This is a genomic window from Citrobacter sp. Ce104 (genome assembly GCF_030334595.1).
Lineage (GTDB): Bacteria > Pseudomonadota > Gammaproteobacteria > Enterobacterales > Enterobacteriaceae > Citrobacter > Citrobacter europaeus.
The window spans coordinates 24,704-38,303 of sequence record NZ_JAOWDP010000016.1 but is presented as its reverse complement, the minus strand read 5'-3'; the positions used below and the strand labels follow the sequence as shown (position 1 = coordinate 38,303).

The window sequence follows — 13,600 nt, the reverse complement described above, 5'->3', positions numbered from 1 at the left end:
TATGCTCCCGGGGACTCACTCACTTGCCGCCTTCCTGCAACGCGAATTATTTAGGGGCTACGTACCGGTATTACTGGGTACTGGTGGTTGTTGTTGTGGTGGTTCCGGTATTAGAACCATCGCCGCCACCGGTCGCCGCCAGGGCAACCCCCACCGCAGAACTTACGGTGCTCACGCTGGTTGCGGAGGAACTTCCTGCCGAAACCGACGCGGCAGCCGACCCTGCAGCCTCACCCACCTCAACGGGGGCGGCATAGACAGAAGTCGCCGCAAGCGCAGATATAGCCCAAAGGCCATACAGAACTTTTTTCATCACAAATTCCCTTCATTGTATGAATGGAGATTTACCCAAAAGAATTTCGGGCGAGATCGAGTATACACAAGCCAAAGTGTGCAAATTACGCCATACGGGAATTTAGGATAATTAGTCAGCAAGCGAGATAACGATTAATAAAATAAAATAACATCCATTTAATCAATCAGTTAAAATATAAATATAGAAAACGCAATATCCGGTAAATCCGAAAACAACAGATATTGAACAACATTAAGGAAATTATTTTAGGATTAAGCTCAATTAAGTAATGAAGATAAAACGTAGATATCCTGGAGCAATCTTATAAAAAAAGCCGATATTAATATCGGCTTTTTTTATAAGCAATCTGCAAATTCATTCGAATTGCAGCAAGGCGGCAAGATCGTTAATCCCCGGGAGCATAGATAGCTATGTGACCGGGGTTAACGTACGCAGCCAACACCGCTGCGGTTCGAAGGAAGAAGCAGATTAACGCCAGGACTTATAACAGTTAATCAAACCGTTGGTAGAACTGTCGTGGCTGCTCACTTCGGAACCATCTTTCAGCTCTGGCAGAATGCGGTTTGCCAGCTGTTTGCCCAGCTCAACGCCCCACTGGTCAAAGGTGAAGATGTTCAGGATGGCGCCCTGAGTGAAGATTTTGTGCTCATACAGTGCAATCAGCGCTCCCAGGCTGAACGGCGTGATTTCACGCAGCAGAATGGAGTTAGTTGGACGATTGCCTTCGAACACTTTGAACGGCACAACGTGGTCAAGCGTTGCCGGATCTTTACCCTGGTCGCGATATTCCTGCTCAACGACTTCACGAGATTTACCAAAAGCCAGCGCTTCGGTTTGCGCGAAGAAGTTAGACAGCAGTTTCGGATGGTGATCTGACAGCGGGTTATGGGTGATTGCCGGCGCGATGAAATCGCACGGAACCATTTTGGTGCCCTGGTGGATCAACTGATAGAACGCATGCTGGCCGTTAGTACCCGGCTCACCCCAGATGATTGGGCCAGTCTGGTAGTCTACAGCATTGCCGTTACGGTCAACGTATTTACCGTTGGATTCCATATTGCCCTGCTGGAAGTAGGCCGCGAAACGGTGCATATACTGGTCGTACGGCAGAATCGCTTCGGTTTCGGCACCGAAGAAGTTGTTGTACCAGATACCGATCAGCGCCAGCAGCACTGGCAGGTTTTTCTCAGCCGGAGTGGTGGAGAAGTGTTTGTCCATTGCGTGGGCGCCGGAGAGCAGCTCAACAAAGTTGTCGAAGCCTACGGACAAGATGATGGACAGACCGATAGCAGACCACAGGGAGTAACGACCGCCAACCCAGTCCCAGAACTCGAACATATTCGCGGTATCAATACCGAACTCGCCAACCGCTTTACCGTTAGTGGAGAGCGCAGCGAAGTGTTTGGCAACGTGCTTGTTGTCGCCTGCGGTAGCCAGGAACCAGTCGCGTGCGCTGTGGGCGTTGGTCATGGTTTCCTGGGTAGTGAAGGTTTTGGAAGCAACCAGGAACAGCGTGGTTTCCGGGTTCACTTTCTTCAGCACTTCAGCAATGTGCGTCCCATCGACGTTAGACACAAAGTGCATGTTCAGATGGTTTTTATACGGACGCAGCGCTTCGGTCACCATGAACGGACCGAGGTCAGAACCGCCGATACCGATGTTTACTACATCAGTGATGGCTTTACCGGTATAGCCTTTCCAGCTTCCGGAGATGATCGCTTCAGAGAAGGATTTCATCTTCTCCAGCACCGCGTTCACTTCCGGCATGACATCTTTGCCGTCAACGATGATTGGCGTATTGCTACGGTTGCGCAGCGCCACGTGCAGCACGGCACGATCTTCGGTGCGGTTGATTTTCTCACCGGAGAACATGGACTTGATGGCGCCTGCCAAATCGGTCTCTTTCGCCAGATCCTGCAGTTTAGCCAGCGTCTCTTCAGTGATGCGGTTTTTGGAGAAATCCACCAGCATCAGATCGTCAAACGTCGCGGAAAACTTAGTGAAGCGATCGCTATCTTTCGCGAACAGATCCGCGATAGTAACGTCTTTCATTTCTTCAAAGTGTTTTTGTAGTGCCTGCCAGGCTGAGGTCTGCGTTGGATTGATGTTTTTCATTAGCAATACTCTTCTGATTTTGAGAATTGTGACTGAGATCGATTGTAACGCCAGTCACAGAAAAGTGTGATTGTTTTAATGCCATTGCCAGGGCATCCGCCAAACGTGGCTAAAAAGTATAGCGGTTATCAGCGTTGTTATTAGTACCGTTACTCAACGCAGTTGCAGCATGAAAAATCCGCATAATCCCAGCGTTGACAGTACAAGCCATGCCTTTTATTTATATACATAAAGTCATTCGATATGCGTCAAGGCGGCAAACCTGAGAATCCACAGGAGCTTACTGAAGTAAGTGACTGTGGTGAGCAGGTGCAGCCAACGAAGAGGCAGATTGAAGGACGAAATGTAATACGGTATTTGCATTTGCGCCTGCACCGGTTTCTGTTCTGCCTTATGTGCCATGGTCGCTCTATTCATTCCCTGACACGAGGTAGTTATGACTGATGTAGTTGTCTCCAAGTTTGGCGGTACCAGCGTGGCGGATTTTGATGCCATGAATCGTAGCGCTGATGTAGTGCTTTCTGATGCTAATGTCCGTGTAGTGGTACTTTCCGCTTCCGCGGGAATCACCAACCTGCTGGTCGCACTGGCTGAAGGGCTGGAGCCAACCGCGCGCTTCGAAAAACTCGATGCCATTCGTCAAATTCAGTTCAATATTCTGGAACGTCTGCGTTATCCAAACGTGATCCGTGAAGAGATCGAACGTCTGCTGGAAAACATCACCACGCTGGCAGAAGCGGCGTCACTGGCGACCTCAACCGCACTGACCGACGAACTGGTCAGCCACGGTGAACTGATGTCTACCCTGCTGTTCGTCGAGATCCTGCGTGAACGCAACGTGCAGGCGCAGTGGTTTGACGTACGTAAAGTGATGCGCACCAACGATCGTTTTGGCCGCGCAGAACCTGACGTCGCGGCGCTGGCTGAACTGGCAACGCTCCAGTTGGCACCGCGTCTGAGCGAAGGTCTGGTGATTACTCAGGGTTTTATTGGCAGTGAAGGCAAAGGCCGCACCACCACGTTGGGGCGCGGCGGGAGCGATTATACGGCCGCCCTGCTGGCCGAAGCGCTGCATGCCACACGCGTCGATATCTGGACCGATGTTCCGGGCATTTACACGACCGATCCACGCGTTGTTCCGGCGGCGCAGCGTATTGATGAAATCGCCTTTGAAGAGGCCGCGGAAATGGCGACCTTTGGCGCGAAAGTGCTGCACCCGGCAACCCTGTTGCCAGCCGTACGTAGCGATATCCCGGTGTTTGTGGGCTCCAGTAAGGATCCAAAAGCAGGCGGTACGCTGGTCTGCAATAAAACCGCGAATCCACCTCTGTTCCGGGCGCTGGCGCTGCGCCGTAAGCAAACGCTGGTAACGCTGCATAGCCTGAATATGCTGCACTCTCGTGGCTTTTTAGCGGAAGTTTTCGGTATTCTGGCACGCCATAACATCTCGGTAGATTTAATTACCACATCCGAAGTCAGCGTGGCGCTGACGCTGGATACCACCGGTTCGACCTCCACCGGGGATACACTGTTAACACAGTCTCTGCTGATGGAACTGTCTGCCCTGTGTCGGGTTGAAGTGGAAGAAGGCCTGGCGCTGGTGGCGCTGATTGGCAACGACCTTTCCAAAGCCTGTGGCGTGGGTAAAGAGGTGTTCGGCGTACTGGAGCCGTTCAACATCCGCATGATTTGCTACGGCGCGTCCAGCCATAACCTGTGCTTCCTGGTGCCTGGTACCGAAGCCGAACAGGTGGTACAGAAGCTGCACCATAATTTGTTTGAGTGAGTAGATGCCAACGCCCGATGGCTCTTGTACCATCGGGCGTTTTCACCGCATCACCGTTTCATATAACAATCTGTCCAGTTCTCTGACATCACCCTCCCGACTATCCGGTAACGTCGGCGGAATCTCTCCTCTTTTCAGTTCGGCGCGGATAAACGCATGCAACAGTGGACGGCGCGGACCATACTCCGCTTCTCCCGCGCACTGCTTGCGTTCCAGCAGTTCATCAATTTCCTGACGCAACGGCGCATCCAGTTCACTTCCCGCCAGCAGGTCGGCAAAACGCATCGGTGGTACACCTTTCCCCGCTTCGACCCACCGCACAGCCAGCAGCGGGCGCAGAACATAGAAGTATTTTTTCAGCCGTACGTCGTCACCCTGCAGATAGCCACGGAAGTTTTTCCGCGCCATCGAATAGTAGTGCCAACGAGCACGTAGTGGAGAAAACCATTTAGGCACCAACGCTTTCAGCGCTGACACGGTCACTTCATCCTGCTGATAGACCACTGGAGAATCCAGCCACTCGATAAGCGTAGGGTTTGCGCCTTTCAGTAACCCCAGCGCCTTGCGCCATTCCCAGCCGCAGACGTCCAGCTCATCATCTATCGGCAACTCGATAACATCTCGTAGCGCCTCGACCCGCAGATACCACTCGGGCGGATGAACATAGATAAATCGCACGTCATAGTCGCTGTCCGGCGAGGCAAATCCCCAGCCGCGGCTGCCGGATTCACAGGCATACAGCACCCTGACGCCATAGCGCTGCTCTACCTCTTTTAGCTGGCGCAATACCCTTTCGCGCATCGCGCCGTCCACTGTGTTGTAGCTCATTATTCTTATCCTTTTATGTTCACAAGGCCGTGCAGTACCTGGTCGAGGCCACCAAACACCGAGATTTTATCGATACGTTCAGCGACTCTTTCGAGGGTTTCCAGCTCTTTTAAGCGCAGCGCCACCGGGTTGTTTTCCATTACTTTCGCAGTATTCAACAGCGATCGCGTCGCGGCAGTCTCTTCACGACGGCGGATAACGTTGGCCTGAGCGGATTTCTCAGCTTCAACCAGTTGGGACAAAATGGCTTTCATATCTCCCGGCAGGACAATATCTTTCACGCCGAGCGAAGCCACCTCAATACCAAACGGCGTCATTCGGGCTTTCACCTGTGCGCTCACCACCTCATCGATCACCTGCTTATCTTCCAGCAGTTCGTCCAGCGTGCGCGTTCCCACCGCTTCACGCAGCGCAAACTGTAACTCGCGGTAAAGGTGGTCCAGCGGTTTGGTCAGTTGACCAAAAGCCTGCAACACATCGCTATAACGCCAGTTTGCGGCCAGATTTAATCGCAGATTGACCTTATCTTTGGTCAGGATCTCTTGCCCGCCGACCTCCAGCACCTGTAAACGGGTATCAACAACTTCAGCTTCAATCAGATGGTTTATCTTCCAGTATGCGGTCAAACCCGGCGGTAACAGCGCCTGGGTTTCGCCATCAATTTTCAGCACACCAACGTGCCACGCAGGAACTTGCACCGTTAAGATGGCTTCACGACCTTTCACCGTACCGTTACGTCGTGGCTGTAATACCGCATTCATCACCTCAACCGGTACCAAAACCTGACGAGTATCCATGCGAACCAGCGTCAGCGCTTCCTCTGCACGCCAGTACAGACGGCGCGTGGCAGGTGGGCAGATCTCCTGTAAAACACCGTTGACATACAACGCTCCGGCTTCGGTATCCGTCGTATCAACAACCAGGCAGTAACGCTCTACCCATGCAGGCTGGAAACGACGCAAATACTCCGCCAGCGCTTGCGGTACCTCGCTACCATCCCTATTAACGATCAGCACTTCAGGGGCGTTAAACCACGGCAAACGGTGCTGCCCAGACTCCAGCGTCTGATAGTAATCGCCCTCGCGGGATAAAAGACCTAACTGCCCTTTTTGTATCGTGATTTTCTTAGCCATTTTATTATTCCTTTATGTCGTTCAGGTGCGGGTGCAGGGGCGAAGCGGCAGGGGAATTCCCTTTTGCCTGTCGCACGGCATCTTTACCGGCAGCCTGTTCTGGAGCGTGCTAACTGCGCATCGCTCCGTTTTATTTCTATGATTAACAACCAGTTTTCATTCGGAGGATGAAATTGGGAATCGAACCCACTGTGTGTCATCGGCTGACGGAACACTTCTGGAAAACAGCCTGTACCGTTCCTGACGTGCCGGCGAGGTTTAACCCCCTGCGTTTTCAGCGTGATTGACGTAAGAGTTATTGCCAGAAGCGTGCCAAAAAGAAAAATACGTGAATTAAATTTTTAACTCATTGATTAACAATCATTTTATTTTACGCACTTAGATTAAAGATTGCCGTGGCGAAGATATTTTCTTATCTTTTTATATCGACATTTATCTTTTTGGATAAACCATGAAAAAGCGGCGGGTTGTAATTGGCGTACTGGGTACGGTGCTGGACAAGCGCGGTAAACGCGCTAATCGATTTAAAAAGTGGCGACCCACGGTTGGATTGTGCCAACAGCCTGATCTCCCTGTCGACAGACTGGAACTGCTGCACCAGCCACGCGATGAGAGCATGGCGCAAAGGTTGATTGAAGACGTCGCGCTGCTCTCACCTGACACCGAAGTACGCCCACATGCCGTGACTATTAACGACCCCTGGGATTTTGAAGAGGTCTACGCCGCTTTCCTCGACTTCGCCACCCACTACTGCTTTGATACGGATAATGAAGAGTATCTGGTGCACATCACCACCGGGACGCACGTCGCGCAGATCTGCTGGTTTCTGCTGACGGAAGCCCGCTACCTGCCCGCCAGCCTGCTACAAACCAGCCCGGCACCAGCCGGTTCATCGGACGAAGCCGTCGCCGCTGGCGTCTGCTCGGTTATCGATCTCGATTTAAGCCGCTATGCCACGCTCACCAGTCGTTTTCAGCGCGAACAGCAGCAGTCTGTCTCCTTTCTGAAGGACGGGATTGATACGCGCAACGCCACCTTCAATAAACTGATCGATCGCATTGAGCGTGTAGCATTACGTTCGACCGACCCGATCCTGCTCACCGGCCCCACCGGTGCGGGTAAATCCTTCCTGGCGAAACGTATTTTTCAGCTACGCCAGTCGAGGCATCTGGTGGCAGGGAAACTGGTCGCCGTCAACTGCGCAACCCTGCGTGGCGACAATGCGATGTCTACGTTGTTCGGTCACGTGAAAGGGGCGTTTACCGGCGCACTCACGGCGCGCAGCGGACTGCTGCGTGAAGCGGATGGCGGCGTGCTGTTCCTTGATGAGATAGCCGAGTTAGGGCTGGACGAGCAGGCCATGCTGCTAAAAGCGATAGAGGAAAAAACCTTTTTCCCGTTTGGATCGGACAAAGAAGTACACAGCGATTTTCAACTGATAGCCGGAACCCATCGCGACATGCAGCAATGGGTCGCTGAAGGCCGTTTTCGCGAAGATCTCTATGCACGTATCAATATGTGGAGCTTCGCCCTGCCCGGTCTGGCGCAGCGGCGGGAAGATATCGCCCCGAACATCGAGTATGAGCTACACCGTTTTTCCAGCCGTAAACAGATGCAGATCCGTTTCGACAAAGAGGCTCGCGTTTGTTATCTGGCATTTGCCTGTTCCCCACAGGCGCAGTGGCGCGGCAATTTTCGCGAGCTAAGTTCATCCATCGCGCGAATGGCGACACTTGCCGAACAGGGGCGCATCACCTTATCCCTTGTCGAAGAAGAAATTGCGCTGTTAAAGGAGAGTTGGCAGATTGTCGCTTCGCAACCTGAACTGAACATGGACATAGACCTGTTCGATCGCCGCCAGTTAGAAACGGTGTTGGAAGTGTGCCGCCGCAGCGCGTCGCTGTCGGAGGCGGGGCGCGAACTGTTTGCCGTCTCACGGCAGAAGAAAGCCAATCCTAACGATGCAGACCGCCTGCGCAAATATCTCGCCCGCTTCGGACTGAGCTGGGAAAACGTTCGCAGCGGAACATAAACATAATTTGTTTGAATAATATTTCATCACGCGATAAACAATAACTATAGCCGGGCTCGAACCCGGCTTTTTATAACAACACAACACATTTCAATCGCAAGGAATATAACATGCTCGCTACTCTCACGCGGCTGTTCCCGTTATGGGCGCTGCTGCTCTCTGTGATTGCGTATTACACGCCCACCACCTTTACGCCTGTCGGGCCATTCGTGCCGTCGTTACTGATGCTGATCATGTTCGGCATGGGCGTTCACCTGAAGGTGGACGACTTTAAACGCGTACTCTCACGTCCAGCCCCCGTCGCGGCGGGTATTTTCCTGCACTATCTGGTGATGCCGCTCGCCGCATGGATTTTAGCGCTGGCATTTAATATGCCGCCGGAATTATCCGCAGGGATGGTGCTGGTCGGTAGCGTCGCCAGCGGAACGGCATCAAACGTCATGATCTATCTGGCAAAAGGCGATGTGGCACTCTCTGTGACTATTTCATCGGTTTCAACGCTGGTCGGCGTTGTCGCCACACCGCTGCTGACACGGCTGTATGTCGATGCGCATATCCAGGTCGATGTGATGGGTATGTTGCTGAGTATCCTGCAGATCGTGGTCATTCCGATTGCGTTGGGATTGGTCATTCACCACCTGTTCCCACGCGTCGTAAAAGCCGTGGAACCCTATCTGCCCGCATTTTCTATGGTGTGCATTCTGGCAATCATCAGCGCCGTCGTGGCGGGTTCTGCCTCGCACATTGCGTCGGTCGGCTTTGTGGTGATTATCGCCGTAATCCTGCATAACACCATTGGCCTGCTCGGCGGCTACTGGGGCGGAAAACTGTTTGGTTTCGACGAGTCAACCTGCCGGACGTTGGCTATCGAAGTGGGCATGCAGAATTCAGGACTTGCCGCTGCGCTGGGCAAGATCTACTTTGGCCCGCTTGCCGCCCTGCCCGGCGCGTTGTTCTCCGTCTGGCACAACCTTTCCGGTTCGCTGCTGGCTGGCTACTGGTCCGGTAAGCCGATTGAAGAGAAACCACACGCAGTAAAACAACACTAATCTTCATAAATGGAGGAGGCATCCTCCATTTCTCCCTACCTGCATTTGAACCCCATCACAAAACAACAAACATCAACACAAAACAAAATAATTATTTAATTGTTATATTTCAATCAAATATACAAATAAACCTGTTTCAAACCCCAAATTAATCATTTTTAGAATGTTGATTTAGTTTGTTTTAATTGGGAATATGATTCCACTACAACACAGATAAACCCTTACCCTATCTTCGAGGCCGCTATGAAAAAAATTGCGATTATTGGAAGCAGTGGAGGCAACCTCTACAACCTGGGTGGTGCCGAACCAGAAAAGCTACTCCAGGAAATTTACCAGCAGTGCGAAGCCGCAGGTGTGGAAGTTGCCGCTGTGCAGTTCATTGCGGCAGAGGCCTCAATGGACGCTGCCAAACCTCACACACCAGCGTCTGTATTTGCACTAACCACAGAAAACCAACAAAAACCACAAAGGATATTTCAGGGCAAACTTTCAGAAGTGAACGACTCGGTAGTTGAGAGCGATTTCAGGATTGCTGAGATGATCCGTAACGGTGAGATCGACGGGATCATCGTGATGAGCGCCGATCCGGTGAAGGCCAACCAGGCAGTCTTTGCCGCCGCTGTTGAGATGAAAACACCGATTGTTGGCACCGGCGGAACCTCAATGGCGCTAGTGGCGGCAAAAGGGGCAAATGTCGTCGCAACCTCGGGCACGACGGGAACCACCAGCCGAACCCGCGCAGTCTCCTTCATCGCATCACTGTGTAAGCACTGGGGCGTTAAATATAAACCACAGTTGGGCAGCGCTTCTCCTTCACAGGGCGGTTCTGGAAAAAGCCTGCTTAAGCGCTTCAATATTCGCAGCATTATGATCCCTGCGCTGCCGGGCTTTATCGCCATGGCAATCGTGCTCGCACTCAGTCACATTCCGGGCCTGGAAAAACTCAACGATATCTTTGAAATTCTACTGAAGGGCCTGCCGGTTTTAGTTGCGGTTCTCGCAGCAAAACAGATTTCGGAACTGGATGAAGTCTCAATTGTTGCTGGGGTGGTCGCCGGAGTACTTTCCGTAGAAGGCGGTCTGATTGGAGGGATCATCGGTGGTTTGATGGCCGGGATTTTCGTTCGTTGGCTGTTTGAATTATGCCTGAATTGGCGCTTTCCGATGACCACCGTCAACATTGTAGCGGGTGGGATCTCGGGCCTGGCCGCTGGGTTAATCATGCACTATCTGCTGAGTCCGCTGGCGCTGTCAGCAGGTAATTACATCAAACTGGCTATCGAAAGCACGCTGGCCTTCAGCCCTATTCTTGCCGGCCTGCTGGCTGGGTTGGTTATCTGGCCAGCTATTCTGGGGGGAGTCTATCACGCAGTCATTCTGCCGCTGGTGCTTCTGGAAATGGAAAAATCCGGCGTCAGCTTCCTCGGTGCTGTCGATATGGTGGGCCTGGTGATGGTTGCTGCAGGTATCAACCTGGCTAACGTCATCGCACCACGAGAAAAAAGCGAAGCAGCCGTCGCGACGCCCGGCCTGCTTATCAACCTCGGCTTTGGGACCTTCGTTGAATCGGCCTATCCGTTCATGTTTGCCAACAAAATTGTCTTTGGTTCAGCGATCGTTTGGGCCGGTCTGGGCGGCATGATGCTGGGTTTCTTTAACGTCAAAGGCGTGGCTTATGTCCCTGCATTTGCCTCTCCGTTCTTATCCAGCAATGCGCTGCAAATGGCGATTGTTATGGTTACCGTCATGGGCCTGACCTGTATTTCCACCATTATTGCCAACCGTTTTAAGGCTGTCGCACAGAAAGAATCTACCGCGTCAGCCCATTAATTAATGCACCAACATCAGAGGTACACCATGTTTAAAGGCGATATGAATAAAAAACGCGCTAAAGCGTTACAGAAAGTGAAAGATGCCATCACGCTGCACGGCGGGCAAACCATCCTCAGCACAGGGATAACTGGCGACGATGCGCGTCTGGCAAAAGCAGTATGTGAGGCGGGCGTTAAGCTGCTCGAACCGAACCATCCCGCACTGGCGTTAGCGCGTGGGCATAAGGGGGTGAGCAACATGCACGCGGCGGAACAAATCCGCCACGAAATTACTAACAGCCAGATGGCCGAAGCAGTACATGGCGTACGTAATGTGGTCCCTGACGATATCTTCATTACCGTCGGTATCGCAGGTGGCTTTACCGAAACGTTACCAGTCCCGCTCACGGAAGCAGAGATACTGGAGATTGCCCGTGCTGGTGCCGATGGCTTACACACCCATAAATCCGACTGGGACGATCTACAGGACATCGTTAATCTCGCCCATCAGTATGGCCTGACCGTTGATGCTTATATTGGTCACCCGGATGACCTGCATACCTTCGGTATTCCTGCACGCACTCCGGAAGAGGTCGCCAGCGTAGCAAAACGGATGCAGGAAATTGGCGTCGACATGATTGGTTTAATGACCGGTATGAGCTACGAAGGCGTAGCCGCAGGTGATATTCCGCAAGCCATTAAAGATCGCCTGTGGGCACTGGTCGGCGCGGTAAGCGTGCCGACGCTGGCGGAAGGCGGAATTAACCTCGCCAATGCCAAAGCGTTTAAGGATACCGGGGTCAATATTCTGGTCGTCGGTACGGCAATCGACAATATGGTCTGCAACGCCGCCAAAGAGGCTGTCACACCGTTTATTGCGCATTGATATTAAGGGAAAAGAAGCATGTTACTGGTCACCGATCTGGATGGAACACTACTGACTTCGCAAAAGACAATCAGTCCACGCACACGTCAGGCACTCATTGATTTCCACCAGCGCGGTGGCCTGCTGGCCGCTTGTTCTGCCAGACCGGTCTCCTCTATGATGCGCCTGCTACAGCAGCAGCAGGTTGATGCACTGTTTGGTTGGTGCGCAGGCTTCAACGGAGGTCAGATTCTCGAGATGGCGCAGCAGCGCAATATCCATACTGCAGCGCTCTCTTGTATGAATCTTCGGGATATTGACCGACATATTGCGCTTTCCCTCTGTCCTCATCACTTTTTTAGCGCCGATGCTATTTATCATCGTTGCGACCAACAGGTAGCGCCATGGACAACTTATGAAGCCCGTTTATTTGAATTACCACTTATTTCGGCAGCACCTGGAAATATTTTAAACCGGCATGATATTTATAAAATCACACTCGTTACTGAGCAGTTAAAAATAAATTCACTGTGTGCAGAAGTGAATAATAAATTACCTTATGGCTATACAGCGACTATCACTGGGGAGAATTACATTGATATCCAACGTAGCGAAATAAATAAAGGTTATGCTATTAGCATGTTAATGCGCCAGTTAAATATAACAGCAGAAAAGGTTGCGGCGATTGGCGACCAGCAAAACGATATCAGTATGTTTTCCGCCGCCGGCATTGGTATTGCAATGGGGAATGCGCCAGAGGCAGTAAAACAACAAGCCAGCTATGTGACGGCCTCTAATGATGATGAGGGTATTGTCTGTGCGTTGGAGTGGTTGCGTTGCTCTGCACATCCAGTTACCATGCGCCAAAGCACGACGTTGGCGGAAAATAATGAACCCGATTAAAAGAAGAAAACATATCCTCGATGAATTAAATAAATTCGGTGAAGTGACGGTTATCAAATTATCGGAAACGCTAAAAGTCACATCAGAGACCATTCGCCGCGATCTCTCCATCCTGGAGTCTGAAGGGCAAATTACCAAGATTCACGGTGGAGCCGTCAAGAAGCAGGTTGTTCAGGAAGATGAATTTGGCGCGCGGATTGATATACACCGCGAAGAAAAAATGGCAATTGGTAAACTTGCCGCCGGGATGGTCAGCGAGCACGACACTCTATTCATTGATTCCTGCACAACCAATCTTATTCTGGCCGAACAATTACCTCCTCTGGCCTATTCCGTTATTACTAATTCAGCCTTGATTGCCGATAAAATCAAAGAACATAATCTCAAAGCGCGCGTTTATGTATTAGGTGGTGAATATGACTACCATTTCCGCGCCAATCTCGGCGTCTCCGTTTGTCAGCAAATAAACACTATTCACGCAGATATCTGCTTCATCGGCGCGGGTGGTATTTCACCTCAACATGGTGTGCTGGTGAAAAGCTTCGATGAAGCCTATGTTGCCAAATCAATGATTGCTATGAGTAAAAAGTCGGTAATTCTTGCCGACCATACAAAATTTGGCCAGGACGGTGTGATGTGTATCGCCACATTAAAAGAGATCGATAACATCATCACAGACAAGCGATTCAGAACAACGGGCTATACACAGCAGGACTTTGCCGGAAAATTACGTATTGCTGAATAATACAATACATGACGCTA

General features: G+C 51.6%; 11 protein-coding genes. 7 read left to right on the top strand and 4 right to left on the bottom strand.

Going from position 1 to position 13,600, the window contains the following annotated elements:
• Window positions 1-70 precede the first annotated feature (70 nt).
• Both yjbE and pgi read right to left on the bottom strand, forming a co-directional pair.
• Window positions 71-313: an exopolysaccharide production protein YjbE gene (gene yjbE, locus OGW16_RS01030; protein ID WP_043018063.1), complete on the bottom strand. Its 243-nt coding sequence runs from the start codon at window positions 311-313 to the stop codon at window positions 71-73.
• Between the two features lie 471 nt (window positions 314-784).
• Window positions 785-2,431: a glucose-6-phosphate isomerase gene (gene pgi / locus OGW16_RS01025; RefSeq protein WP_100193843.1), complete on the bottom strand. Its 1,647-nt coding sequence runs from the start codon at window positions 2,429-2,431 to the stop codon at window positions 785-787.
• Between the two features lie 436 nt (window positions 2,432-2,867).
• On the opposite strand from pgi, the gene lysC reads away from it, so the two are divergent.
• On the top strand, window positions 2,868-4,217 hold the full coding sequence (gene lysC, locus OGW16_RS01020) for a lysine-sensitive aspartokinase 3 (RefSeq protein ID WP_043018060.1): 1,350 nt from the start codon (window positions 2,868-2,870) through the stop codon (window positions 4,215-4,217).
• A gap of 42 nt (window positions 4,218-4,259) precedes the next feature.
• Here lysC and OGW16_RS01015 read toward each other — a convergent pair whose 3' ends face one another.
• Together OGW16_RS01015 and OGW16_RS01010 are read right to left on the bottom strand one after the other, a co-directional pair.
• Window positions 4,260-5,045: a nucleotidyltransferase domain-containing protein gene (locus OGW16_RS01015; protein WP_286517579.1), complete on the bottom strand. Its 786-nt coding sequence runs from the start codon at window positions 5,043-5,045 to the stop codon at window positions 4,260-4,262.
• A gap of 5 nt (window positions 5,046-5,050) precedes the next feature.
• Window positions 5,051-6,178, bottom strand: coding sequence for a slipin family protein (locus OGW16_RS01010; protein ID WP_193145825.1), 1,128 nt, complete (start codon window positions 6,176-6,178; stop codon window positions 5,051-5,053).
• Between the two features lie 451 nt (window positions 6,179-6,629).
• Here OGW16_RS01010 and rtcR point away from each other — a divergent pair, with 451 nt between their 5' ends.
• From rtcR to OGW16_RS00980, 6 genes are all read left to right on the top strand, one after another.
• Window positions 6,630-8,210: an RNA repair transcriptional activator RtcR gene (gene rtcR, locus OGW16_RS01005; RefSeq protein WP_087052819.1), complete on the top strand. Its 1,581-nt coding sequence runs from the start codon at window positions 6,630-6,632 to the stop codon at window positions 8,208-8,210.
• A 110-nt stretch (window positions 8,211-8,320) separates the two neighbouring features.
• Window positions 8,321-9,259, top strand: a complete 939-nt coding sequence (panS, locus tag OGW16_RS01000) for a ketopantoate/pantoate/pantothenate transporter PanS (RefSeq protein WP_043018056.1) — start codon at window positions 8,321-8,323, stop codon at window positions 9,257-9,259.
• Between the two features lie 243 nt (window positions 9,260-9,502).
• Entirely contained in the window at window positions 9,503-11,089 is a 1,587-nt protein-coding gene (locus OGW16_RS00995) for a PTS sugar transporter (RefSeq protein ID WP_043018055.1), read from the top strand.
• A gap of 27 nt (window positions 11,090-11,116) precedes the next feature.
• Complete coding sequence (locus tag OGW16_RS00990; RefSeq protein WP_047407262.1) at window positions 11,117-11,956, top strand: beta/alpha barrel domain-containing protein; 840 nt, start codon at window positions 11,117-11,119, stop codon at window positions 11,954-11,956.
• An 18-nt stretch (window positions 11,957-11,974) separates the two neighbouring features.
• Complete coding sequence (locus tag OGW16_RS00985) at window positions 11,975-12,838, top strand: Cof-type HAD-IIB family hydrolase (protein ID WP_286517574.1); 864 nt, start codon at window positions 11,975-11,977, stop codon at window positions 12,836-12,838.
• On the top strand, window positions 12,825-13,583 hold the full coding sequence (locus tag OGW16_RS00980) for a DeoR/GlpR family DNA-binding transcription regulator (RefSeq protein WP_032942078.1): 759 nt from the start codon (window positions 12,825-12,827) through the stop codon (window positions 13,581-13,583). Before OGW16_RS00985 ends, OGW16_RS00980 begins: the two co-directional genes overlap by 14 nt.
• Window positions 13,584-13,600 lie beyond the last annotated feature (17 nt).